Consider the following 25778-nt stretch of genomic DNA (forward strand, 5'->3'; position numbering starts at 1 on the left):
TTGCCGGATCATTTCCCGGCAAGCGATTGTATGCCCTTGTTCGTAAGCTCGTTCGCCTCGCGCAAAGCGGTATTCAGATCTTTCTCGCCCGCTACGACGCTCGTGAACGCGTTCTGTAGCGGAGTGACGGCCTGGTTGACATAAGGATCCACCACCAACGCTTCCGCATAGCTGGACGGGACGAGCGCCTTCGTGTTCTTGCCCGCCATATCCGTCGACGCCGTCCCGTAGGCGTCCCGGATCGCCTTCGACTTCAACGGCGACGGTGCTCCTTGCTTCGATTTCTCCAACTGCACCTCGTCGGACAGGATGACGGATATCGCCTTGAACGCTTCGTCCTTGTGCTTGCTGTTCGCCGAGATGAGGAAGTAGACCGGCTCGGGCTGCGGGTTAACCCCCGGAAGATCTTTGTAAGTCGGATAGGTGACCACGTCCCAGTTCAATCCTTGCGCGTCTTTAAGCGACAAGTAATCGGAGTTTTGCTGCGACAAGATCGCCACCCGCTTCTCCTTCGTGAACAGATCGAACGCCTTCACCGTCGTGGTCAGCTCCTTGTCGTAGCCGGGGAGCTGATAGAAGCGAAGGAAATTGTTGAAGATCGACTTCCACCGGTCGTTGTCGAGCGCAGCTTGGTGCGTTTTCGGATCGACCATCGCCTGGGAATACGGGTTGAGCTTGAACAGGTTGGCGACAGGCCGGGCTGCGAAGCCGTAATATTGGACGCCGCCATCCTGCCGGGTCAGCTGTCCGGCCGCCTCGTATACCTCATCCCAAGTCATGCCGTCACGCAAGTAAGGCACGCCGAACTTGTCGAACAAGTCTTTGTTGTAGTACAAGCCGAGTGTATTGACCCGAAACGGCAGCCCTAACAGCTTGCCGTTGCTCGCCTTGCGGAGCAGATCGAGCGGAGTCGACTCGAAACGGTTCAGATCGTAGCCGTACTTGTCGACCAGCTCGGTGATGTCGTAATCCAGCTTCTTATCGACGACCGACGTGAGCGTGCTCGTCGTGGAGATGAAGATATCGATATCCGTATTCGACGTCACCATGTCCTCCAGCGTCGAGCCCTTTCCCGTGCTGATGAACTTGAACGTATAATTCGGGTACTTCTGCTTGATGAAATTGCCGTAGCCTTGCATGAACGCATCGTAGCTCGATCCCGCGAACATGTAGTACACCGTCAGCTCCACGGGATCGTTCGCATTGTCCGTCAACGACGCCTTGGCCGCTTTGTCGCCGGCCGGAGGCGCATCGGCGCCCGGCTTCGGTCCGCCTCCGCATGCGGCGGCAATCGCAGTCAGCGCGAGCAGGACGACGAGCGTCCTGAAGCTTTTTCCCCATTTCGAAACCATAGTTCGACCCCCTGTCGTTGATGTCAAAGTCGTTCTTCCCCCGTCGTCCCGGCTCGTTCGTATCGAAGCCGGACGACGGACAGCGGCGGCAGTAAAGTTTCCGTTCCGGCTGAACCGACCGATGACGACGCCGTCGCCGCGTCTTCCTCCCGAAACGGCGAGGCCGCGTCCGCCGCCAGCATCAGCGCCGCCGAACCGGGCCTCCCTTCCATCCCTGCCAGCTCGACAGCGACCGACTCGCGAACGGAACGGTTCGCGATGAAGACGAAGTCGGCTTCGTCCGTCCGAACCGCCAAGACGTCAAGCTGCAACGATCCGTCGTCCAGCTGAGGCGAGTCGACCGCAATCGGCAGCACCTGCCCGGGGAAGGCCGGGCGATACAGCTCATAGAGCCCGGACACTCCGGTGGGTGAGACGTGTCCTCCGTCATTGCGAAGCATGCCCATCACGTTGATCAAATTGTAATAATGGGCCAGCTCGAGGTCCGGCGCCAATCCGGCGAAGACATGGACCATCGCGGAGAAGAACAAGCCGTGCGCCGCGTCGTCCGGCTCGAAAAAACCGAGCCCGTCCCAATGCGTCGCCTGCGTCCAGAAGTTCCATTCCGTCATGGCAACCTTGACGTCGGAGCCCGCGTCGCGGCAGTCGGCGATCAGCTGCACCAGCTTGCTTCTAGCCGATGCGGCGCCGGCCGCCGCCCGGGCGATCTGCCGCTCCGGTTCATCGAACCCGCTTCCCGGATACGTATGAATCGTCAGCACGTCGAACAAGCCGGCCCCATCCTCCAACAGCTTGTGCCGAAGCGGTGTAGCGGGACGCCCGTCCATGCCCTCACATTCGATCGCTCCCATCGCCACAATCCGCGCGCGCGGATAGTTGGACCGAACGAGAGGCACGTATTCGCGAAGCGCCTCCACATACATGTCGGCCTCCATATGAGAAGGCTCCCAGGCGCCGTACTGCTCGTTGCCCATCATGAAGTAAACTTCGGGCGGCTCCACGCCTTGCATCCGGTGCCAATCGGCGCAATAAGCCGCCAGTTCGCCGGCTTCCGCCGGTGTGCCGCTGCCGATATTGACGCTGACGAACGGCCGGATGTCCTGCTCCAGGCACATTTGCAAATAGTCCTCGATCCCGAAGTCGTAGTCGATCCGCCACTTGAAGCACGGGTCGGGCAGCGAAGGCCTCAAGTGGACCGGCCCCGTCCCGTGGCGCCAACGGTAGCAGCTCGAGATGCTGCCGCCGGGAAACCGCACGGTCGGCAGCCGCAGCGCCCGCATCGTCTCGAGCATCGGCTCGGACACATGCCCTTCGCCGGCCGGCCGTAGATGCACCTGGTCGAACAGCACTTGGCCGTTCGTGACGAACGTGATGAAAAATCTCGCCTCGCGGTCGTCCCGCGGAGCGTTCAGACGAGCCGTATAGCGCTTCCAGTAAGCCGCGTCGATCGTGATATCGGCTGCGTCGTACAAGGCATTCGACCGGGCGGGCGTTAGGGAAACTCGCACCGTTACCGGATGATGGCGAACCTTCGCCCACAGCTCCACCTCGAGTATCTCTCCGGCCCGCACGTACCGCCCTTTCTGCACGATTCCCCGGCCCGAGACGCCGCCGTACACGTGCACCATCTGCGACTCGGTTCCGGACAGGCTCATGCCCGGCACGAGCTTGGCATGCATGCCGCCCATATTGTGGATGATCGGGTGCCAGCCCGGAGCGATTCCGGTCAGCGCGTCGGCCGGTCCGCAAAATTTCGGATTGTTCAGCCGGTCCGAGACAAGTCCGGCATGCGTGCCTTTCACCATTTCCAAGTTGACGCCCAATATCGTGGCCGGGGCGACCGGGCCTTCTTTCCCGAGAATGGCGACCCGGGCCGTCTTCGTTTTCGTACGGATTCCTCCCTTGCTCGTTACTCGTGATCGAAATTCAGAATCATCAAGTACTCGCCTCGCGCGTCTTCCCCGATCGTTACGAAGCCGAATCGGCCGTACAACGACTGGGCTCTGACGTTCGTCTTGGCGGTCGTGAGCAGAATGCCGCCCTTGCCCGCCGCGCGCGCCTCGTCCACGGCAAACGCCAGCATCGCCTTGCCCAGCCCCCGGTTCTGGTAGTCGTCGGCGATCATGATGCCGAGCCACGGTACCCGTTTGCTCCAGCCCCAGAACCAAACCATTCCGATCATCGCCCCTTCCGGGGCATATTCACCGTCAACCGCCACATACCTTCGTTTGTCCGGATCGGTCGCGCTCTCCTTGGCCGCCTGTTCGGCATGCTCCCGGGTGAACGGATAATTCGGGAAGATGTCCCGCGATTCGCCGGACATGCTCTCGTAAAACCGCCGCATCCGCTCCGCGTCCGCCGGATTCATCGGACGAATCCGCGCATTGTGCGGCTTCAACAAAATTTCTTCATGCATGTGCGCTCTTCTCCAATTTTGGGGTAAGCCGGTTCTCGACGGCCATTCGGTTTTGAAATCGAGCCGCGCAAATTTCCGGTGCATCCCTCGCTTTTCTTATGATAGAATGTAAACAATTTAAGTTCATCGCCGACGATAGTTCCGATTATACTGTCTTTCGGAGGAAGCATAGCTCACGATGTTGCGAAATGTTTCACTTTTTTGTGGAGGATGATCAAAATGACACGGTTCCCCATGACGCGCAATTTGTATTCGACCGAATCGTGCTTCAACATCTCCCCGTACTTCCCGTTTCACATCGTCGTCGCAGCTTTGACGCAGAAGTTCCCGGTGCACCGGCACGATTTTCTGGAGCTTTCCCTCGTCATCGAAGGGGAAGGCCGGCAAGTCATCAACGGTGTGACCTATCCGATGGCTCCGGGAACGTGTACGTTTCTTCTGCCGTTCCAGGTGCACGAGATCGTGCCCGGGCCGTCGAAGCCGCTCCGGCTGTACAACTGCATGTTCGATTCGGATTTTCTGTTCCAATCGTCCGGAGCCGGATTGGGCTTGAAAGATTTGCTGTTTCCACAGGAGAAATGGGTGCCGTCGGTGCGTTTCACGGCGGAGCTTTACGAGTTCGTCAAAAGCTTGATGCACGGCATGCTGACGGAATTCGTCGGAGGGGAATTATGGAGGGACGAGCTGCTGCGGATCAAGCTGTCGGAGGTCCTCATCCGCTTCGATCGGCAACGCAGGAGCGAATCCACCGCCGATCCCGCCAAGACGGGAGGCTCCGCGCATGCCGATTCGATCTGGTCGGTCATCCACTACATGCAGACTCATTACCAGGAACCGATCACCTTGTCGGGACTCGCCGACGTGTTCGAGCTGAACAGCTCGTGCCTGAGCGCCGATCTCAAACGGCATACCGGCCTCAATTTCGTCCGGCTTCTGCACGAGTTTCGCGTTCGCCATGCATGCAGCCTGCTCGCCTGTACGGACATGAACGTGTTCGACATCGCCTTCGAAGTCGGCTTCGGCTCCTATCCTTCGTTCCTGCGCATTTTCCGCGAGTTGAAGGGTGTTGCTCCGGGCGAATATCGTAAGCGCTTCCAAACGAACACCAACACGATCGCCACATAGAGTTTTGCGTTGAACGCGGGAAAGGCCGGGTCGGGCTTAACCGGGGGCCCGATATGGCGTTCCCCCGTCCAGTAATCGATCCACTCGCCTTCATTCAAATGCACCTCGTCCGTGAAGTCCGCCGATTCGCCGAATATGTGCGCGTGAAACGGCATTTCCCCGCGCATCGCGACCAGCAAATTCAAACGGCATACCAGCCTCATCTTCGTCCAGTTTCTGCACGAGGTCCGCATCCGCCATGCTTGCAGTCTGCTCGTCTGCACGGACATGAGCGTATTCGATATCGCCATCGAGGTCGGCTTCGGCTCCTATCCGTCGTTTCTGCGTATTTTCCTCGAGCTGAATGGGGTTGCTCCCGGCGAATACCGAAAGCACTACCATCCGCAGGAAGGGACGATTGCCACTTGACGACGATTTTTTTCATATGCGGCCCGATTTACGCAACCCTGAAAATGAACAAAGCCTCCGAACCGCCTCTTAATCGAGGGCCGGAGGCTTTCTTTTCGCTGCCGGAAGCGCGGTTTCAATCGATTCGGGCGAGGCCGCAATTAAGCCGTCCCGTCCTTCTCCCACAACGAGCCGATCTCCGCAAGCGTGTGCTCCACCAGCAGCTTGCCGCCTTCGGCCCCCACCGCGCCGGAGAAAAAGTGCGTGCTGTACCCGCCGGCCGCAATCGCCTCCGCGGTCGGCAAGTAGCCGCCATGGCCGCAGGCTAGCTGTGCCACGAACGTTTGCCTGGCGGCGCTTCTGCCCTTGATCGCAATACCGTATCCGGCGTACAGCTCGAACGGATTCGTCACGATCGCCGCTTCGCCGATTCGGAGCGCATGCAGCTCGACCTCGAAGAACGGGTTGATGCTCATCCGCTCGTACCGGTTCGCGATCGCCCACCGCTCGTACGCTTCCGTCTGGCCGGCCATTCCGAGCGACCGGAAGTAGCCGACCGGATCGGCCTCCCGCTCCATCCGCTCGCGGAACACTTTCCACTCGGCGGCGGCCCGCGCACCGTCAGCGGGACTGACGGCGCGCAGCGGCAGCTCGATCCGCTTCACGCGATGGCGGAGCGCCGGAGCCGGCTCGCGGCTTGCGGCCGCTTCCTCCAACGCTTCCTCGATCGCGGCCGCAAGCCGACGGGCGGCCGTACGAAGCGCCGCTTCGGCATCCGCCGCGGGCCGCCGCTTCATGCGGATCAAGTCCCGCGGAGCCAAGTCCCCGGACGCGCCGACCATCCCCAGCACATGAACGCCGCTGCCGAGACGGTTTCGGACGAGCCGCCTCACCTCGCCGTATAAATCGGCGGATACGTACCGACCGTGCTCCAGAAACTGCGCGGTGCAAGCCGCATTCACGACGATGCCGGTCAGCTCGCCGGCTTCGTCCCACGTAAAGAGCAATTCGACCCGGTCGTCCTCGGGACCGATGAATCCGACGAAATCCGGCGTATCGACCGGGCCGTACATCCGGGCTGTTCCGTTCGCGTAGAGAGCCATCCGGTTATGGCCGAGCGAAGCGTTGCTTTCCCCGAAGCCGATCGAGCCGGCCTTGCGGGAGTTCCAGCTGTCCGTCACGGCTTGAGCGATGCGGGCGACGGCGAACCGGCAGTAGTCGGCGTAGCCCATCACGTTCGGCCGGTCGATCCGGTAGGCGAAATGCGGCTTGATCGCGAATTCGCCCACGAACGGACCGGTATGCGTATGGGTCGCGCTGAGAACGATGTGCTCCGGCGCGAGCTCCGGAACGGCGACGCGAACGAGCGCACGGACTCCCTCCAGCAAGTGCGGCGCCGTATGCAGCAAGTCGCAGCCGACCCATACCGCTCGCCCGCTTCCGTCCGCAGACTCCAGGGCGAGCGCGGTCGCCGCGATCGGATCCCGAACCCGCTCCGATACCCGCTCGTAAAATTGTCCGGCCAGCAGCACCGGCTCGTCCGGCGTGATGGACACCGTGCTCCATCCGATTCGTACCGATTCCATTCGTTCCTCTCCTCCTGATCTGCCGGGAAACATGCAAAGCCGGCCGGTCAATGCATCGCCCAGCCGCCGTCCACGTTGATCGTCTGGCCGGTCATGAAGTCGCTGTCCGGCGAAGCCAGGAAGACGAATACGCCGACCATGTCGCGGGGCAGCTGTCGTCTTGGGATCGCCTGCTCTTCGGCAAGGTAGGCGCGAAGCTTCTCCCGTTCGTCCGGATCGGGCATATCGAGCAGCTCCTGATCGGTCATGACCGCGCCCGGCGAGACGGCATTGACCGTGATGCCGTCCGCCCCGACCTCCCGGCTCAGCGCCCGGGTAAACCCGATCACCCCCCCTTTGGAGGCGACGTAGTGGACGAATCCCTTTTGTCCGCGCCAGAACGTAACCGACGACACGTTGATGATTTTGCCGTACTGCCGCTTACGCATGGAAGGGAAGACGGCCTTGCTCGTCAGGAAGCACGCTTTCAGATTGACCGCCAGCACGCGGTCCCATTCCTCGCCCGTTATTTCATGCCACGCCTTTCGCGGATATATGCCCGCGTTGTTCACCAAAATGTCCACGCCGCCCCAGACGGACTCGATATCCTTGATGATGTCGCCGACCTGCCGTTCGTCGCTGACGTCGGCGTGGACCGCCATCGCTTCGCCTCCGGCGGAGCGGATCGTCTCGACAAGCTCGGACGCCCGTTCTCCGCCTCCGATATAGTTGACTGCCACCCGGGCGCCTTCCGCCGCGTAAGCCAGACACACTTCCCGTCCGATTCCGGTGGAGCCTCCGGTGACGAGCGCCGTTTTGCCGCGTAATCGCATCGTCTCGTTCATCCTCTCGCATTCGCCGTAACCGGCGCATGATTGTGCCGTTCGTCGGCTCGATCAATGGGGGACGGCAATCGAACCGTCGCCGGGCGCGAAATCGTCGTCGAACGGATACATCGGCCTCGGGATGCGCCGGAACGGCAAGGCGGTCAGCTTCGCCGTGCTCGCGCCGGGCGTATCGAGAATGTAGATCCGGTCGGTCAGCTTCTCGTACTCGGCCCGGAATTGGTTGGCCGACTTGACCAGCACGAGATCGGCTTCCGCAGGCTCCAGTCCGACGCAGCGGTACATGGCCGGATCGCCGGTAAACGTCGCATTTTCCATCAGCAGCAGCGACAGCCGTCCGATGGCGACGACGGCGCACGTTCCCATGTCCGCCTCGAGGCCGGATACGGTACCGCCTCCGAACCGGAACGTTCCGCGCCCGGCATATAGTACGGTTCCTTCGATCTCGACAGGGGAACCGACACTGGCGCTGATCGTGTGACCGACAAGCAGCTTGACCGCGCTGCCGACTCCGGCTTCTGAAGCCGCCCGGGCCGCCGGGCCGTCCACTATGGACAGCAGACAGCGGAAGCGCCGCTCCGCCCCGAGCTTCAGCAGCTCGCGGAGCACGAAGCTGCTGTCGCCCGGCGAACCGGCGCCCGGACTGTCCGCGGAGTCGGACACGACGACGACTTCGCCGCCCCCTTTCTCCGTCAACAAGTCCACGATTTGCGATACCGTGTACAAGGCTACGTCGAACTGCCTGCGCTTCGTCCACATCAGGGAGGCGAGCCGCCCGACCTCGGCCTCGGCCTCCGCCTCGTCGGTGCCGACCGCCACGACGGAGCAGCCCATCTCCTCGACGTCGAGCCAAGGCTGCACCGCGAACAGCGAGGTCGCGATCGAGCGCCCCCGCGCTTCCCCTTCCCGGGCTTGCTCCCATAATTCGGCCATCGGGCCGCGGTACGTCTGCTGGTTTTCCGCCGGCACGATCATCGGCAGCTTTTTCCACCGGATGCACGGACGGATCTCGCCTCTCGCGATCGAGAACAGCAGCTTGGCCGCCCGGTAACCGGTTTCCGCGAAATCCGTATGTGGGAACGTCCGATAGCCGACCAATGCGTCGACGTGGCCGACCATCCGTCGGGTCACATTGGCATGAGAGTCGAGCGTGATGACGATCGGCACGTCCCGACCGACCCGCTGCCGAATGGCGGCGACGATCTCTCCGTCCGCATCGTCGTCGTCTTCGGCCGCCCAGGCGCCGTGCAGCGCGAACAGCACGCCGTCGACCGGCGGAAGGCGAGCCATCTGCGCGAACAGCTCCCCTTTCAGCTCCTCCAGCGTACGACGCCCGATTCGGCCGGACGACACCGCATGCGCGAACAGCGTCGGGAGCAGGTTCACGCCTTGTTCCCGCCCCGCCCGGTAGAAGCCGGCCAGCTCGTTCTCCGCTTGAAGCGGCAGCGCCATCCGGTCGCCCGCTCGGTAGAAATACCGCTTGAAATCGTCCAGCGTGCTGACCGCCTCGCTGAACGTGTTGCTCTCCTGAATCAATCCGCCGATCGCGATGTTCATCGCTTGACTCGACCTCCCCGGCCCGCGAGGGCAACGTCGCATTTCTTCCCATCACCAGTATAAATCGGCTTGTATGATTGTCAACAATATTTCTTTACTTTTCCCGTTCCATCCCTTACGATAAGTCCGTAACCGTCGCGACCGGCGGAGCATTCATACCCGTATAGGCGAAAGGAGCGCTTTCATGACGAGTCCGTTAAGCGACCTGTACCGGCTTCGCACCGGGATCCGCACGAAACGCATATCCTCCTACAACCGAGAAGGCAGCAACCACGACTACGTTTCGGTGCAGGCCGGAGAAACGATCGATATCGCGGTCATCCCCGGACCCGGCATCATCAAGCATATGTGGTTCACGTTCAACGCCGAGGATCCGAACTTCCGCCGAAACGCCGTACTGCGCATGTATTGGGACGGCGAGACCCATCCGAGCGTCGAAGCGCCGGTCGGCGATTTTTTCGGACAAGGCTGGGCGGAATCGTACAATTTCGTCTCCCTGCCTTTGGCCGCGGCGCCGGCGGGCGGCCGGGGGCTGAACTGCTACTTCCCGATGCCGTTCGGCGAAGGCGCGCGCATTACGCTGGAGAACGACTCGGACAAGCCGATCAAGGCGGTCTATTATTATGTCGACTACGAGGAACACGACTCGATGCCCGCCTCGGCCGGGCGATTCCACGCTTGGTGGAACCGGGAGCTGACCGAGAGCTACCCCGAGGAAGGCGAGACGGAATGGAGCATCGTTAGTCCCCAGACGAACCATCCGTCGACCGATCACAATTACGTGATCGCCGATTTGGTCGGTCACGGGCATTTCGTCGGCATCAATTACTACGTCGACAGCCCCGGGCCGATGTGGTACGGCGAAGGCGACGACATGTGGCTGATCGACGGCGAACCGTGGCCGGGCTCGATGCACGGGACGGGCACCGAGGATTTCTTCAACGCCTCGTGGTGCCCGAACGAGCTTTACGCCCATCCGTATTTCGGCTACGCCCGCATCCCGCAGAAGCTCGGCTTCATGGGCCGGACGCACTGCTACCGGTTTTTCCTCGAGGATCCGGTCCACTTCTCGCGTTCGCTCCACGCGAGCATCGAGCACGGTCATAACAACAATTTGACGCTGGATCTATCCACGGTCGCCTACTGGTACCAGTCCGAGCCGCACAAGCGTTTCCCGGCTCTCCCGTCCCGCGAAGGCCGGCGCAACATGCCGGAGATCGGCATGAGGGACGTGCACGTCTGGAGACACGAATACCGCAAGGCGATGGGCGGCGGCAGGCACATATGGGGCCACGAATGGAGGCGGACGTAACCCGCGAATTGTCGACATTACGACTGACTACTGTTTACTTTCGGTCCGAAATCCCTTACTATTTGGAATGGACGATTTCGCACTGACAAGGGATGGGTACCGAACATGACCGAATTTCGATTCGACGAGCAAAAAATGACGTCGCTGCGGCACCGGATTACGGACGAAATCCGCAAAGCGATTTTTACGGGAAGGCTGAAGCCGGGCGACCGGCTCCGCGAAGTGGAAATGTCCCGGCAAATGGGCGTCAGCCGCGGGCCGATCCGCGAGGCGATGCGCATGCTGGAGCAGGAAGGCCTCCTCTTCTCGCAGCCATACAAGGAGACGATGGTCGCGGAAGTAACCGGCGAGGAAGTGCAGGAGGTGCTTATTCCGATCCGGCTGACGCTGGAAACATTCGCGCTTAAAAAAGCGCTGCCGTTCATCGGCGATCCCGAATTCGAGCGTTTGTCTTCGTTCGTGGCCAGGATGAAGGAAGCGGCTCAGGTGAACCAACTGCACCAAATCGTGGAATTGGATATCATGTTTCACGAATATTTGCTCAGCCTGGCCGACATGCCGGGTCTGCTCAACACGTGGACGTCGATCTGCAACCGGATTCGTCTATACTTTATCCAGCAAGGCCAAACATACGGCAATCTGGACTTGCTGTGGAAAGAACACGAGGCGCTTCTGGCGGTCATTCGCAAAGGCGATTTCGACGCGATCGCGGAAGAGCTTGCCACCCACATATACCGGCTTCACAACGAAGAAGAGTGAGAATGCGCACGCATTCCCGCTCTTCTTCTTTTCTTTCCTCGCTCGCGCTAATAGGTGCCGTCGAGCACCGCACCCTGTTCTTTCAGCCGGGCGCGCAGCAAGTTCGTATCGAGCCGGCGCATATCGTCGACGCCGGCCGCCCCGTACATCGCCGCGGCCGTACCGGCCGCCTGCCCCATGGCGAGGCAGCTGCCCATGACGCGCGCCGTTCCTTGGGCCGGGCGATCGGCGGACAAGCAGCGTCCCGCGACGAGCACGTTTTTCAACGTCAGCGGGATGAGCGAACGGAACGGGATGTCGTACGAACCGCCGTTCGCGATCGGGATGCGGACCTGCTTGGTCCCGTCCTGATGAATGTCGATATGGTGGCAGCCTTTCGCCACGCCGTCCGCAAACTTCCTCGCGCTGCCCACGTCGTCGCCGGTCAGCACATAGTCGCCTACGATGCGACGGGTTTCCCGGATGCCGATGCGCGGCGCGATCGCCGACAAGTGCGCCTGCCCAAAACCCGGCACATGGTTTCGCAGGAAGCGGACGCACGTGTCGATCTGATCGAACAGCTCTCCCATCGTGCCGCTCAACGCTTCCGTATTCATCGCGTCGATTCGGGCGACGCGCGTGCTGTTCACGCACACTTCCTTTCGCGGGGTCGAAGTCGGCTGGATCATGATCAGCGCGGTCGGATACATCTCTCCGCTTTCGATCGCGCGGGCGAGCAGCGGACCGTTCCCTTTGAAGAAGACGGTCGGCTGTCCTTGCTTATACAGCTCCTCGACGATCTCCTCGTCCGTGCGGCCGCCCCGGATCACTTCGCTTTCGCCGATCGCCACATTATCGGGGTGCTCCCGCACGAATGCGAGCAGAGGCCTCGTCTCGACGCCGCTCATGCGGAAGATGAGCGATACCGGCTGCAGCTCCCCTTCCGGCGAGCCGAGCTCGAACGGCGAACCGGCCATCGCGCACAAGTCGCCGTCGCCGGAGCAGTCGACGAACGCTGCGGCCTCCACGACGGTACGTCCCCTTTTGTTGCGGAGGACGACCCCCGTCGCCCGACCGCCGCCGTCCAGGACGACGTTCTCCATCGCCGTATGGAGCAGCACGTCGACGCCGTATCGGCGAAGCACGTTCATGACCGCGATCTGCATGACAACCGGATCGAAGCAGATGTAGCGGATCAGCCTCCAGTCATTGAAGGCGCCGACGTAGCCGTTCATCTTTTCGAGCTCCGCGATGAGGTCGTTCAGGACGCCGCCGACAATCCATTCGCCTCGAGCATTGATCGCGCCGTCAATCGTCATGCCGCTCAGAAGCTCGCCGCCGACCGACGGGCCGGCTTCGACGAGCAGCGTGCGCGCGCCGTTTCGCGCCGCGCCTGCGGCCGCCGCGATACCGGCGCACCCTCCGCCGATCACGACGACGTCGTATTGACGATGATGCAGAGCTGCTTCCATTTGTCTCACCTTCCTCTTCGGATTCACATCGGTTTACGCCCGCTTCGCCTCCGCCGTCGCGGCCGGACGCGGCGTGCTGCAGGAGCCGCCTTCCAACGCTTGGGCCGCACGGGACGTATATTGCCGGAGTACGCCGACGTGGCCGAAGTCGGGCGCCTCCCACAGCTTCAACCGCTCCTCGATCGCCTTGGCGATGACTGCCGGCTCCGCGGCCGCGCCTTCGATCCGGACGATGTCGATCGAACGGTTCGGAATGTCGATGCGGACGACGTCGCCGGTTCTCACCGCCGCGATCGGTCCGCCGTCCATCGCCTCCGGCGCCAAATAGCCGACGCACGGTCCGCGGGTCGCTCCCGAGAACCGGCCGTCCGTTACGAGCGACGTCGTGCGGGACAAGACCGGGTCCGAGGCGATCAGCTCGGAGATGAAAAACATTTCCGGCATGCCGACCGCCTTCGGCCCTTGATAACGGATGACGACGACGTCGCCGGGCTCGATCGACTTGGCGAGCAGCGCGTCCACCGCTTCGCGCTCGCTGTCGAACACTTTGGCCGGCCCTTCGTGCACCTGCATTTCGTCGGCGACCGCGAACTTTTTGATCGTGGCGCCCGCCGGCGCCAAGTTGCCGCGCAGGAGCGCAAGCGCGCCTTCCGGCTTCAGCGGCTTCGACAAGGGGTAGATGACGTCGCGCCGGTTCAGCTTGTAATTCGCCAGAAACATTTCCGCAAAATTTCGCATCTCGTCCTTCTCGAAAGCGGCCAAATTATCGCGAAGCGTGCCCCCCGTCACCGTCAGGACGTCCAGATGCAAACAGTCGCGGATATCCAGCATGAGCTGCGGCAACCCGCCGGCATACCAGAACAGCTCCGTCGGGTATTTCCCCGCCGTCTTCGTATCGACGAGCACCGGCACGCGGCGGTGAATGTCGTCGAACGCGGCCGCGTCGAGCCGGATTCCCGCTTCCCGCGCGATCGCGATCAGATGCATGACCGCGTTCAACGAGCCGCCGATGGCCGAGTGTACCGCGATCGCGTTCTCGAACGCTTCCCTCGTCAATATGCGCGACGGGCGAATGTCCGCTTCGGCAAGATTCATGACCTGGCGTCCGGCCGTTCTGGCGGCGCGGCGAATTTCGGCATTCGTCGCCGGGATGAGCGCCGACCAAGGCAGCGCCAGTCCGAGCGCCTCGGCCATCACCTGCATCGTCGCAGCCGTCCCCATATATTGGCAGGCGCCGCACGTCGGGCAGCAAGCCCGCTGGAACGCGAGAAATTCGTCTTTGCTCATGGCGTTCTCGGCCACCTCGACGCTCATATGCCACAATTCTTCGTTGGACCTCATGCACGGTCCCGCACCCATCGCTCCTCCGGGCACGTGGATCGCGGGAATGTCCAGACGCGCGATCGCCATCAGATGGGCCGGCACCGCCTTGTCTCCGGCGGACGACAGCACCATCGCGTCGAAAGGCGTCGCCGCAGCGTGAATTTCCACCATATTGGCGATCATGTCCCGGGAGGGCAGCGAGTAATGCATGCCGCGATGCGCTTGGGCGATGCCGTCGCAAATGTCGGTCGTCGTATAGACGGCCGGCTTCCCTCCCGCTTGGAATACCCCTTTTTCGATTTCCCCGACCAGCTCCGCCAAATGATACGAGCTCGGATGGCTGTCGCCGTGCACGCTTTCTACCAATACTTGCACCCGATCCAGATCGTCCACCGTCCAATCCATGGACATGCGGAGCGCGTCGCCCTCGAAGCTGATTTGCCGTACCTTTTGACTGTTCCGGTTCATCGTCTTCTCCTCCCATCTCTATTCCTCATCGGCTCTCCTTCCGCCCCATCATATCATATTGTATTATTGTCGACAATATAGAACACGAAAGAAAGGCCGTTCCATTGGTGAACGGCATTCCCTCTTTGTTGCCTAGCGGCATGCTGTATTCGGTTGTGGTATAGCGGCTCCGTTTCCCGAGCCGTCTCGGTCCGTTACCGCCGCTTCCGCAAAATCCCCCGCTCCAGCATCGACTCGGCGAGCAGCACCGCGCCTTTGCCGGCGCCCATCTTCGTATTGTGCGACACCAGCACATACTTCACCCCGCCCAGCACCGGCTCGGCCTCCAATCGTCCCATGCCGGTCGTCATCCCGCCTCCGAGCTCGCGGTCCAGCCGGGGCTGCGGACGATACGGATCGTCGAACAGCTGAATGATCCGCTCGGGCGCCGAGTGCAGCGATCTTCTTTCATACGGGCGATAGGCGTCGATCGCGTCCCGAACGTCGTCCAGCCCGGCCTGCCGCTTCAGCCCGACGAATACGGATTCCGTGTGGCCGTCCAGCACGTTCGCTCTCGTACAAATGCAATTGACGCCGATCTCCGCCGGCACGATGCCTCCGCCGTCGTAGCGGCCGAGAATTTTCAGCAGCTCCCTCCGCACCTTCCCTTCCTCGTTCGGAATGTAGGGAATGATGTTATCCAAAATATCCAGCGTGCGGATTCCGGGGCTTCTGCCGGCACCGCTGACCGACTGCATGGAAACCATCAGCACGTTGCGAACGCCGAATTGCTCGGCAAGCGGCTTCAGCGTGATCGCCAAACCGGTCACCGTACAGTTCGGCACCGGCAGGACGAACCCGTCCCACCCCCGCTCTTGCTGCTGCTTCCGGATCAAATCCGCATGATCGTCGTTGACGCCGGTAATGAGCAGCGGCGTATCGTCGAAGTAGCGGAACGCCGACGCGGTCGAAAACGTCGGCGTCGTCTTGGCGAACCAGGGCTCCAGCCGGTTGGCCAGATCGGACTCGATCGCGGTGAAAATGACGTCGACGCATTCCGGACGGAATTCGTCCGACGAGACGACCGGCACGTCTCTCATATCGGCGGGAACCGGCTCGCTCTGCGTCCATCTCGACGAGCCGTCGGCCTCCCGCAGCGCTTCCTCGTACCGGTTCGCCGATCTGGAGGTCACCATCGTGACGACTTCGAAATGCGGATGTCCGCTCAACGCCAGTACGAATTGCTGTCCGGCCATTCCCGTCGCCCCGACGACGGCTGCTTGCAATCTGGACATACTTCTTCACTCTCCCCTGCAACAGGTTTGTTTTTTCGATGCGGCTGTTTCGTTAATGAATGTTATGCAAGAAATCGAAACAAAAAAAAATCTCACCCCCAAGACTATACAGTCTTAGGGACGAGATTCGATCGCTCGCGGTACCACCCCAGATTCGCGACGATGTCGCCATCGCCGCCTCTTCGAGTACGGCGTCCCGCTGACAAGACGCGATACTCTAGCTCTGTAACAGGAGCTCCTGTCGCACCATCCCCTTCAAGGTTCCGATACGCGGCTCGGAGGCTTTCTTCCAATGCGGACCCGTTCGCTCCTTCTCAGCGGCCGGAGCTCTCTGTGCAACGATTCCGCCTGTACTTTTCTCGTCATCGCCTTTGAAATATTGGAACTAGATTACCAAAAAGGCGAAGCCGAGTAAAGCGATTTTTGAAACGGCCCGTCCGGCCGGTCTTAACCTCCGCAGCACTTCTTGTACTTTTTGCCGCTTCCGCAAGGACACGGATCGTTGCGTCCGACTTTCCGCTTCGCGGCGATATCGGTCAGTTGTCCGTTTCCTGCCGCCCCCGCCGCTTCCTTCCTCGATCGGGACAGCTCGTTCGGCGAATGGCCTTTCAGCACCCATTGTCTCGTCGAATTGTGAAGGATCGCCAAATGATCGGTTATTCCTTGGAGCAGCCGGATTTCATTGACCTCGAGCTGCTCTTGCAGAGCTTCCAACGATTCGCCCAAGTGGCAGCCGGACTGGATGTTCAGCACGCACTCCTCGACGATCTCGTCCGCTTCCGCCCGGGACATGCGGTAATTGGCTTTGAGGAAGTCGACGAACGCCGAATATTCGGGCCCTCGCTCAACGAAATTCGGGTCGGCGGCGGCGAGCGCCTGTTCCTTCGTGAACGGGCGGAACGCCAGCCCCGGTCTGTCCCGATGCCCCCGTCTGACCTCCTCCGGATCCGGAACCCAGCTCGCCGACAAGCCGTATACGTCGGCGACCATATCGGGATCGGACCGTGCGGCATCCAACAAAACGTTCAACAGGTCCACGGATTCGGCTTTCGGCCCGCAAAGAGGCAGGACGATCCGATCCAGATCGTTGAAATCGAGCGTGCCGTAATAATGGAGCAATCCTTTCGTCACTTGGATCCATTCCGTATTGCGCCGAACCGTTTCGCGCAGCGACGCGGTGTCCGCCCGCCTGAAGCTTTCGAGCACCGGCTCGGGCATGACGACGAGCTTTTTCCGGTTGGACGAGCCCGTGAAGACGATGCCCGTCGAATGCCAGTACGTCCAGTCTTGCGCGTCTCTCGGAAACGAAAGCGCCGCTTGCCCGCCGCCGTCCGCCGCCTTTTTCAACAATCGGTACTTCGTTTCGTCCATCGTCGAAAGCGCACCGGCCAGCTTCTCGGGAATACGCTCCTCCAGCAGGGCGATCAGCTGCGCCTTGTTCAGCGAGCTCGCCCCCCTAATGTCCCAAAACTGTCGAATGTCCGCCAGCTCGCTCTTCGTCAGCCGGCCCAAATGCCCGGCGAAAGCGGCGCTCGGGTCGATCTCCGCCCAGCGCTTCGCGTTCTCCTTATCGAAACGGCTCTTCGCCGCTTCCATCGCTTCTTGGTCATATTCCTGTATATTCATAGCTGTCACATCCGTTCTAAGCATCTTCTTCGATCGAAAGACAATCCAACGCCCGCTTCGCGCGTTCGCGCGCCGCTTCGACCGTGTCGGCCGTCGAGAGCGCCACCGCCATGCGGCGTCCGGCCTTCGTCACCGGCTTGCCGAATACGCGAAGCTGCGTATTCGGTACGGACAGCGCTTCTTCCGCCCCCTGAATCCGGTAGTCGTCGAGCTCGCGGTCCGCTTTCAACGGCCGGCTGGCGCCGGGCGCGACCTGCACGATTTCCGGAATCGGATAGCCGAGAATGGCGCGGACATGGATGGCGAATTCCGACAAATTTTGCGTCACGAGCGTCACGAGCCCCGTATCGTGCGGCCGCGGCGACACCTCGCTGAAGTAAACCTTGTCTTCCGCCAGGAACAGCTCGACGCCGAACAGGCCGTAGCCCCCCAGCTCGTCCGTAATCGTCTTCGCGATGCGCTTCGCTTCCTCCAGCTGTTCGTCCGACATCGCGTGAGGCTGCCACGACTCGATATAGTCTCCGCTTTCCTGAACGTGACCGATCGGGGCGCAGAAGCTCGTCCCGCTGACGGAACGGACGGTCAGCAGCGTAATTTCCGATTGGAACCGGATGAACTCCTCGATGATGACCCGCCCGTTCCGGACGCGTCCGCCTTCCATCGCCGCGTTCCAGCACCGCTCGATGTCGGCTTCTTCGCGGCAGACGCTTTGACCTTTGCCCGACGAGCTCATCAGCGGCTTGACGACGCAAGGAAACCCGGTTTCCCGCACGGCCTGGACGAACTCGTCGTACGTATCGGCGAACCGGTAGCCGGCGGTCGGCAGCCCGAGCTTCTCCGACGCCAGCCGGCGGATGCCCTCCCGGTCCATCGTCAGCTTCGCCGCGCGGGCCGTCGGAATGACGCGGTATCCTTCCTCCTCCAGCTTCACGAGCTCGGACGTCGCGAGCGCCTCGATTTCCGGTACGATCAGATCCGGCTTTTCCCGCTCGATCACTTCTCTCAGCTTTCCGGCGTCCAGCATATCGATCACGTAGCTGCGGCGGGCGACATGCATGGCGGGCGCATCGGCGTACCGGTCGACCGCGACGGTGTCCACGCCGAGCCGCTGCGCTTCGATGACGACTTCCTTGCCCAATTCGCCGGAGCCGAGCAGCATCATTTTTTTCGTACGGTACATCGTTCGTCCCCCTCGTTTCCTTGTCATGGAGTCGGCCTGTTGCAGCGAACACGGAAAAAAGAGGCAGGAGAACCGGTCTCCTTGCCTCTCGCCCAGGCTTGCGGCCGTTACCGTCCGTGCGATTCCTCGCGGCCGTTACGCTCCGCGGGCTGCACATCGACGTCCCCGTTTGTCCTCTTGATCATACTGAAAGACGCGAATCATTGCAATACCGCTCCGTTCGGCTTCGCAATCGGAGCCATTCCGTCTACAGATTGGCCAAATGCTCGCCGAGCCGTTCCATCGTCGATTTGGCGCCTTCGACGGCACCGTATTCCTTGACGACGTATTGGAGCGCCTCTACCGACTTGAACTGCGACGTCATCGTCAGCTCGGTGCCGCCGTCCCGCTCGGCGAACGTCACCGTTACCCGAAATTGCTCCGGATCCGCAGCGTCGCCGTGCGAATAGACGATCCGATCCGGTTCGTCGATTTCGACGTACGTAATGAGGTTGTCGTAATCGGTGCCGTCCGGCCCGTGCATGACGTACCGCCAGACGCCGCCCGGCCGGACGTCGATTTCCTGCACCGTAATCGCAAATCCTTTCGGCCCCCACCATTTCGGCAAATGGTCCGGATCCGTCCACGTCCGGTAGACGAGATCGCGCGGCGCCCGGAACAGGCGCGTGACGACGATTTCGCGGCCTTGTACGGACGCGATCGTTTCGCTTGTGCTCATCGAGGAATTCCCTCCGTATATTCCGAAAACGCGCTCGGTTTGTCATCTTTAACTATAACGGACATGCCCATTCCCGTAAAGTCGAAGATCCGTCCGTCCGCTAGGCGGCATCGGCCGCGAGAAAGCCGCCGGGGCCGAAGCGCCGGCGGCTCGTTTCCCGTCCGTCAACCGTTACTTCGGCTTGCCGCCCGTGTCGCGAACGGAAAAGCTTACGCTTTTTCTCGCGTAGGGCATGTCGTACCCCCACCGATCGACCGCCGTAACCGTCAGCTCGTAAGCCGAACCGCGGTTCAAGCCGTGGAGCTGAACGTGCCATTTCCCGTTCGGCCCGACGTTAACCGTTTCCGCGCCCATTGTGCGCCCGAACCGCTCCCGCCATTCGACGCGGACGCGTTCGGCGCCGGCGGCGGTTCCTTTGGCCGCCAGACTGCGTCCCGCCGGTTCGGCTCCGTCTCCGGGGCTGTCCACGGCAACCGTCACCGCAGAAGGCGCCTGCCGGACGAGCTCCGCCGCAAGCATCGCGTACCCGGCGTCTTCCACCGTCCATGACATCGGCAGCGCCCCGCCCTTCGCGGCGTCCAGCAGCAGCGCCAGCCATGACGACGCCCGTGCCGTATCGCCCGTCAATGCGGCGGCGTATGCGACGGCCGCGTCCCCCGGCTCGACGGCGGAGCCGGACGCCCAATCCGGGAAGCTCCGGTTGAAGGCCGCATACAGGCGAGCCGCGATGTCGCCCGTCGCCGGGACGATACCCGCATAGATCGGCGCCAGCTGCTCGGCGGCCGACCGTTTGTCCGTCCAATCCGGCGCGGACTTCTCCTCCCGATCGTTTATTGCGGCATAGTACCATCCCGCCCCTTCGTTCCACAGCTTCGACTGCATCCCGGCGCGAAGCGACTCCCGGAAGCTGTCAAAGTAACCGGCCGGACCTTCGGCCTGGAACCGGTTCCGGAACAGCCAGACGCTGTCCGTCATGCCCCGGAGCGCCAGCGCATTGTCGCGAAGCCGCTTCGTCTTCTCGTCCGGCAGCTTCCACATCAGACCGTCCGCGTCCTGCGACCGCATCATGCCGACCCCGCCCGTCATCAAATCGAGGTTCGACTGCGGCAGCTTGAATTGTCCGGTCTTCTCGAAGCTCGCCCTCAGCAACGTGATGAACGAGGCGAGATTGACGCTCGCGCTGTCGTAGCCGCCGGTCGACGTCCACCGGCCGGATGCCGGATCGAATCGCGATTCGTACATCGTGCCGTAAAGGCCGTACCGGTCCCCCCAGTTCCATCGGGACGTATACCAGTCGATATAGCGGACGGCGTTCGGCACCGTCTCGTGGCGAAGCAGCAGCCCGCGTGCGCCGACGTTCGAGACGGAAGGCACGATGGCCGTTCCGCCGGCGTCCGTCGCGATCGCTCCGTCGTCCAGCTGCCGGGCGGAGATCCACGCCGACATCCGATCCAGCACGTCGTCGGCCATCGAGACCGGCTCGCGCGATACGTTCACGACGGCCGGCTCCGCCATCGTCACGTCATGGCCGAGCGTGACGAACGCGTCGACGGACAACCGGTCCGCGCCTTCCGCGAGGCCGAGCAGCGTCAGCTTCCCGTCCGCGTCGACCGTCGCCAAATCCGGCCGGTCGATCCGGTACGCGATGTCCGCCCCGGACAAATCGATCGGCGTCCTCCCGTCCGTACCGTACGCGGTGACCCTCAGCGTCGTCGATTCGCCGCGCCGCAGCACGTCGCGGTCGGACGCGACGACCGCTTTGCCGATGACCGGTCCTCCGCCGACGCGAACGTCGACGGCCGCGCTTGCCGACGCCACGACGTTGGCGAACCGGTCTTTCGCCGTCATCTGGACCGCGTATCGGCCGTTGGTCAGCCCCTCGACCGCAATGCGCCATACGCCACCGCCGTCGGGCTGACCGGCGAACGTCCGGCTTTGTCCCGTCTGCCCGTTCGTCCACTTCAGCTCGACCCGGTCGACGCCTTGAGACGTCCCTTCCACCGTATAAGGCATCGCGCCGAGCGAGTCGCCGTCCTTCAGATTGGCGACCGTCCACGAGCGCGGTTCCGGCGAAGCCGACTTCATCTTCGCCGCCGCGAGCATCGTGACGCCGCTCTCCATGACGTACCACGGCCACGGGTGATCGCGGTCGACGTACGTCGCCTTGACGGACTGCAGGAAGGCGTCGACCCGCGTCCGGTCTCCCATGATCGCCGCCGTGTAGGCGAGCAGCGCCCATGGGAACGCGTCGCCCTTGTCGAGCAGCGGCCAGCCCGGATGATGCTCGTTGAACGTACGGTACAGCTGCATCGCCCGCTCGCTGTCCGGCGCGATCAGTCCGGTCCAGATCGGGAACAGCTGCGCGGTCGCATCGGCATAAAAGCTGTTCCAGTCCGGGTACAGCAGCGACCCGTCCTCCATTTTCGCATAGGCGTAAGCTTGCCGGTCGGCGGACCATAACCCGTTTTCGATCCCCGCCTTTACCTCCTCGGCTTTCCGGCGGTACTCCGCCGCGGCCGTCGCGTCGCCGAACACGGAGGAGGCGATCCATTCGGCGTCGACAAGCCCTTTGTACACTTCCGTATTGTCCATCAAATATTTGACCCGGTAAGCCGGCTTCGCCCACGTCAGGCCGTCCGCCTGCTGCGTCGACAGCATCGCCTGCGCGATCAGCCGGATATCCGCCTCGTGCGCCCGCAAATACGCCGTATCGCCCGTCACGGCCGCATATTTGCGCAGCACGTTCAGAAACGTCGAGGCGTACGAATCGGTCGAGTCGAAGTCGCCGGTCGCCGTCTCCGTCGTTCGATCCGTTTCGACGATATAGTCGAAGACCGAGCCGGCGGGCACGTCGGCCGAGGCGGTCCGGTTCAGTCGGGAGAAATACCAGTCCGCATACCGGCGCACCGTCTGCGCATGCTCCGGCCGTTCCAGCAAGCCGAGCAGCGCCATGTTCGTAAAGTACGGAACGACCCTGTACTTGCCGCCGTAATTCGAGATCGGTGCACCGTAGGTCGGAATGGCACCGCTTTCAAAAGCGAGTCCGGCGATCCACTGCGCTTCTTTTTGCAAAATCTCGTCATACGGGGCGGACTCCGCCGCAACCGCGGACGTCGAACCGACACCCGCCGTTTCTCCGTACGCGTAACCTCCGCCGCCGGCGAGCGACGTCCCGAGCAGGGCTGCGGCGGCGACGCCGATCAGCCCCTTTTTCCATTTCGCTTTCGATTTCATGACGCATCCTCCCATTATCCTTTAATGGCACCGGATGTAATCCCTTGGATGAATTGCTTTTGCATGGCGATATAGACGAGAATGACCGGCAGCACCATGATGGACGTCGCCGCCATCAGCAGCTCGTATTGGGTCGTATACTGGCCGACGAAGACGGACAGCCCCATCTGGATCGGCATCAGCTTCGTCTCCGAGAACAGCACGAGCGCCAGCATGAATTCGTTCCAGACGCCGAGCGTGTTCAGGATGACGATCGTGGCGATCGCCGGACGGGCGATCGGCAGCATCAGGCTCGCATAGATGCGGAAGCTGGACGCGCCGTCCACGATGGCCGCCTCCTCGATTTCCCGCGACATGTCGTCGAAAAACGATTTCAGAATAAAAATCGATACCGGGAGCGCCGTCGCGATCATCGGCAGCATGTACCCGATCCGCGTATTGGCGAGTCCGAGCTGGCTGACGACGATATAGATCGAGATGAACGCGCCCGGAATCGGGATCATGAGCGTCCCCATCATGCCGAGGTAGATCGCCTTTTTGCCGACCATGTCGAGCCGCGACAGCCCGTAGGCGGCCAGCGTGGAGACGAGCACGACGCCAAGGACGACGACGACGCTGTACAGGACACTGTTCCACGTATACCGGCTGAAGCCTCCGGTCGTCCACGCTTCGACGTAGTTGCCGAAGTGAAGCGCGTTGCGCGGGAGCAAGCTTTTGTTCGTAAAAATTTCGTTTTTTTGCTTGAGCGATGTCGACAGCATCCACGCCAGCGGAAAAATCGACACGACGGCCCAAGCGAGCAGCAGCAGCTGCACGGACAGCTTCATCAGCCTCTCGCCCGATTTGCTCATATCCGTTCCTCCTCTCTCCCGCGCATCATGGCTTTCGTTCGGACAGCTTCAGCTGGATCAGCGACAGCAGGAACAGCATGACGCCGAACACGATGGAGAACGCGCTGGACATGCCGAAATCGGAATTCGTGAACGCCTCGCGGTAAATGCGGAGCGCGGGCACTTCGGTCGTATAGCCCGGGCCGCCCATCGTCATCGCGTACACTTGGTTGAAAATGCCGAGCGCGCCCAATATCGTCAAAATGTTCACCATCGTGTATACCCGCCTGAGCGACGGCACGGTAATATGGAGCAGCTTGTGCCGGCGGTTCGCGCCGTCGATCTCGGCCGCCTCGTACAGCTCCTTCGGAATGCCCTGCAATCCGGCGAGGAACAGGATGAACGAACCGCCTACCCCTTGCCACATCGAGCTGACGGCGACGGCAACGAGCGCCGTGTCGGTCGACCCGATCCAGGCGTGCGTATAGTCGCCCAAGCCGATTTCTTGCAGAACCGAATTCAATATCCCTTTCGGGTCGTATATCCATTTCCACACGTAGCCGACGACGATGCCGGACAAGATCGGAGGAATGTAGAAGACGACCCGATACAGCTTGCCGCCGCGCACGTTGCCGTTCACCGCGACGGCGAGCAGCAGCGCGATCGAGTTCATGAAGACGAGCGACAGCAGGGCGAATACGCCTCCGTTGCCGACGGCATGCCACCACTCGGAATCGGTCAGCGCGCTGCGGTAGTTGGCCCAACCGACATAGTCGAAGTTCGGATTGATGCCGTTGGCGTCGGTAAAGCTGTACTGCACGGTTTTGACGATCGGGTATAAGGAGAATACGCCGAACAGCGCCAAAGCCGGCAGCACGTACAGCAGGTTGACGGTTCGGCGGAACGCCGCCTTCCGGTTGTTCCGCCGAGCAACCGGCGCGGGTTGCAAGCTCGTCGGCATCGTCAAGGCTCCCTTCGCTTTCGTCGATTATTTCTTTTCCTTCAACGCTTTTTGCAGCGCCTCGTCCATCTGCTTCAACACTTTGTCCGGCGTCGACTGGCCGATGACGATCAGCTGCACGCCCTTCTGCATCGCCGTATCCACGTTCGGGCTCGGGTACATGCCGTTCGTGTCGTATACGTGCTGCATGCCGAGCGAGAAGCTGCGCAGCGCCGGCGACATGTCGCTTTCCGACTTCGCCGCGTCCATGTTCGCCGGCAAATTGAAGCTTTTGGCCGCATATTGCTGCTGCTGCTCCTTCGCGACCAGGTAGTCGACGAATTTCAGCACGGCGTCGGCATGCTTCGTCTGTTGGCTGACGACGAGCGGGACGCCGATGCCTCCCGTAATTTTGACGTCGTTCGCGGCTCCGGCCGGCTTGGGCGGCAGGAATGCGTCGTAGTTTTTGAAGCTCGGGTTCATCTGGTTGAGCACGCCGATCGCCCACGAGCCGTCGAAAATCATCGCCACTTCGCCGTTCGCGAACATTTGCTCCGCCTTCGGCAGGTCCATCGTCGAGATGCCGTCCGCGAACGCTTTATGCTTATACAAATCTTCGAATATTTTCAGTACGTTCTCGTAGCCGGAGCCGATCAGCGGCTGCTTGCCGGCTTTCACGTCCAACAGCTTCTCTTTGCCGATATAAGCGAATTCGTACGGCGCCGCCATCGGGCCGATGACCCACGAGCCGATACCGGTCGCGAACGGCGTTATGCCGGCCGCCCGCAGCTTGTCGACCGTCTCCAGCAGCTGCTCCCACGTCTTCGGCGGCTCCGCTACGCCCGCCTTCGCGAACAAATCTTTGTTGTACATGAATTGCATGTTGTTCGTATCCATCGGTACCGCGTACGTGCCGTACTCTTTCACGTTGAACGGATTGCCTTCCGCATAGGCGTACGCTTTCGCGACCGACTCGGGAAACTTCTTGAACGTTTCCGCCATTTTGCCGCCGAGCTCCATGACGCTTTTCGTCTCGATCAGCTTGGCGAGGTCGCCCGCGCCGCCGGAGTACGTCATCAGATCGGGCAGCGAATTCGTTTGGGCGGAGGCGATAATTTTTTGCTTGAAGCCGTCTCCGCCGAACAGCTGGACGTCTACCTCGATGCCGGTTTTGCCGGTAAAATCTTTGGCCATGCCGACGAGCAGCTCGTGGCGGTCGTTCAAATAATGCCAAAACGTTATTTTTTCGGCCGCTTTCTTCTGCCCTTCCGGCTGCCCGGCGCTTCCCGTCGCTCCTCCGTTCGGGGATGCGCTTTCATTCGGGCCCGACGAGCAGCCGGCTCCGGCCAGCATGACCGCCAGCGACAGCAGCAGCAGCGGCCGTCTCCTTCTCTTGGATCCTTCTATCATTGAAAG

General features: G+C 61.7%; 20 protein-coding genes. 4 read left to right on the plus strand and 16 right to left on the minus strand.

Going from position 1 to position 25778, the window contains the following annotated elements:
* Window positions 1–8: 8 nt before the first annotated feature.
* The 3 genes from DLM86_RS07860 to DLM86_RS07870 all read right to left on the minus strand — a co-directional run bounded on the left by DLM86_RS07860 (window position 9) and on the right by DLM86_RS07870 (window position 3768).
* Complete coding sequence (locus DLM86_RS07860) at window positions 9–1352, minus strand: ABC transporter substrate-binding protein (RefSeq protein ID WP_110839435.1); 1344 nt, start codon at window positions 1350–1352, stop codon at window positions 9–11.
* 23 nt (window positions 1353–1375) lie between these two features.
* Window positions 1376–3157 carry a hypothetical protein gene (locus DLM86_RS07865; protein ID WP_146250178.1) on the minus strand — a complete coding sequence of 594 codons (1782 nt, stop codon included), beginning with the start codon at window positions 3155–3157 and terminating at the stop codon, window positions 1376–1378.
* Between the two features lie 104 nt (window positions 3158–3261).
* Window positions 3262–3768, minus strand: a complete 507-nt coding sequence (locus tag DLM86_RS07870; protein ID WP_158289382.1) for a GNAT family N-acetyltransferase — start codon at window positions 3766–3768, stop codon at window positions 3262–3264.
* 219 nt (window positions 3769–3987) lie between these two features.
* Between DLM86_RS07870 and DLM86_RS07875 the strand changes: the two genes are divergently transcribed.
* Together DLM86_RS07875 and DLM86_RS07880 are read left to right on the plus strand one after the other, a co-directional pair.
* Window positions 3988–4893: an AraC family transcriptional regulator gene (locus tag DLM86_RS07875; protein WP_158289383.1), complete on the plus strand. Its 906-nt coding sequence runs from the start codon at window positions 3988–3990 to the stop codon at window positions 4891–4893.
* Between the two features lie 153 nt (window positions 4894–5046).
* Complete coding sequence (locus tag DLM86_RS07880; protein ID WP_110839439.1) at window positions 5047–5301, plus strand: helix-turn-helix transcriptional regulator; 255 nt, start codon at window positions 5047–5049, stop codon at window positions 5299–5301.
* Between the two features lie 140 nt (window positions 5302–5441).
* Here DLM86_RS07880 and DLM86_RS07885 read toward each other — a convergent pair whose 3' ends face one another.
* The 3 genes from DLM86_RS07885 to DLM86_RS07895 form a co-directional block, all read right to left on the minus strand.
* Entirely contained in the window at window positions 5442–6866 is a 1425-nt protein-coding gene (locus tag DLM86_RS07885; RefSeq protein ID WP_110839440.1) for a hypothetical protein, read from the minus strand.
* 47 nt (window positions 6867–6913) lie between these two features.
* Complete coding sequence (locus tag DLM86_RS07890) at window positions 6914–7678, minus strand: SDR family NAD(P)-dependent oxidoreductase (protein ID WP_158289384.1); 765 nt, start codon at window positions 7676–7678, stop codon at window positions 6914–6916.
* A gap of 63 nt (window positions 7679–7741) precedes the next feature.
* A complete protein-coding gene (locus DLM86_RS07895; protein WP_158289385.1) occupies window positions 7742–9247 on the minus strand; it encodes a M81 family metallopeptidase in 1506 nt (501 codons plus the stop codon).
* 184 nt (window positions 9248–9431) lie between these two features.
* Here DLM86_RS07895 and DLM86_RS07900 point away from each other — a divergent pair, with 184 nt between their 5' ends.
* Both DLM86_RS07900 and DLM86_RS07905 read left to right on the plus strand, forming a co-directional pair.
* Window positions 9432–10559: a glycoside hydrolase family 172 protein gene (locus DLM86_RS07900; protein ID WP_110839443.1), complete on the plus strand. Its 1128-nt coding sequence runs from the start codon at window positions 9432–9434 to the stop codon at window positions 10557–10559.
* Window positions 10560–10664: 105 nt separating this feature from the next.
* Window positions 10665–11318, plus strand: coding sequence for a GntR family transcriptional regulator (locus DLM86_RS07905; protein WP_110839444.1), 654 nt, complete (start codon window positions 10665–10667; stop codon window positions 11316–11318).
* Between the two features lie 47 nt (window positions 11319–11365).
* Here DLM86_RS07905 and DLM86_RS07910 read toward each other — a convergent pair whose 3' ends face one another.
* The 10 genes from DLM86_RS07910 to DLM86_RS07955 all read right to left on the minus strand — a co-directional run bounded on the left by DLM86_RS07910 (window position 11366) and on the right by DLM86_RS07955 (window position 25772).
* Window positions 11366–12769 carry an FAD-dependent oxidoreductase gene (locus DLM86_RS07910; protein ID WP_110839445.1) on the minus strand — a complete coding sequence of 468 codons (1404 nt, stop codon included), beginning with the start codon at window positions 12767–12769 and terminating at the stop codon, window positions 11366–11368.
* Between the two features lie 33 nt (window positions 12770–12802).
* Entirely contained in the window at window positions 12803–14560 is a 1758-nt protein-coding gene (gene ilvD, locus DLM86_RS07915) for a dihydroxy-acid dehydratase (RefSeq protein WP_110839446.1), read from the minus strand.
* Window positions 14561–14754: 194 nt separating this feature from the next.
* Window positions 14755–15834, minus strand: coding sequence for an aspartate-semialdehyde dehydrogenase (gene asd / locus DLM86_RS07920; protein WP_110839447.1), 1080 nt, complete (start codon window positions 15832–15834; stop codon window positions 14755–14757).
* 447 nt (window positions 15835–16281) lie between these two features.
* Window positions 16282–17460: an SEC-C metal-binding domain-containing protein gene (locus DLM86_RS07925; RefSeq protein WP_158289386.1), complete on the minus strand. Its 1179-nt coding sequence runs from the start codon at window positions 17458–17460 to the stop codon at window positions 16282–16284.
* A gap of 16 nt (window positions 17461–17476) precedes the next feature.
* On the minus strand, window positions 17477–18640 hold the full coding sequence (gene purT, locus DLM86_RS07930) for a phosphoribosylglycinamide formyltransferase 2 (protein WP_110839449.1): 1164 nt from the start codon (window positions 18638–18640) through the stop codon (window positions 17477–17479).
* 247 nt (window positions 18641–18887) lie between these two features.
* Window positions 18888–19358: an SRPBCC family protein gene (locus DLM86_RS07935; RefSeq protein WP_110839450.1), complete on the minus strand. Its 471-nt coding sequence runs from the start codon at window positions 19356–19358 to the stop codon at window positions 18888–18890.
* 171 nt (window positions 19359–19529) lie between these two features.
* The gene (locus DLM86_RS07940) at window positions 19530–22592 is read right to left on the minus strand and encodes a hypothetical protein (RefSeq protein ID WP_146250179.1); all 3063 of its coding nucleotides are present in this window, start codon (window positions 22590–22592) and stop codon (window positions 19530–19532) included.
* 14 nt (window positions 22593–22606) lie between these two features.
* Window positions 22607–23443, minus strand: a complete 837-nt coding sequence (locus tag DLM86_RS07945) for a carbohydrate ABC transporter permease (protein ID WP_110839452.1) — start codon at window positions 23441–23443, stop codon at window positions 22607–22609.
* 25 nt (window positions 23444–23468) lie between these two features.
* Window positions 23469–24383, minus strand: a complete 915-nt coding sequence (locus tag DLM86_RS07950) for a carbohydrate ABC transporter permease (RefSeq protein WP_110839453.1) — start codon at window positions 24381–24383, stop codon at window positions 23469–23471.
* Between the two features lie 27 nt (window positions 24384–24410).
* Window positions 24411–25772, minus strand: coding sequence for an ABC transporter substrate-binding protein (locus DLM86_RS07955; RefSeq protein ID WP_110839454.1), 1362 nt, complete (start codon window positions 25770–25772; stop codon window positions 24411–24413).
* Window positions 25773–25778 lie beyond the last annotated feature (6 nt).

Origin of the sequence: Paenibacillus flagellatus, from assembly GCF_003217775.1 — a bacterium.
In the GTDB taxonomy this organism is placed as follows: Bacteria; Bacillota; Bacilli; order Paenibacillales; family NBRC-103111; genus Paenibacillus_AB; species Paenibacillus_AB flagellatus.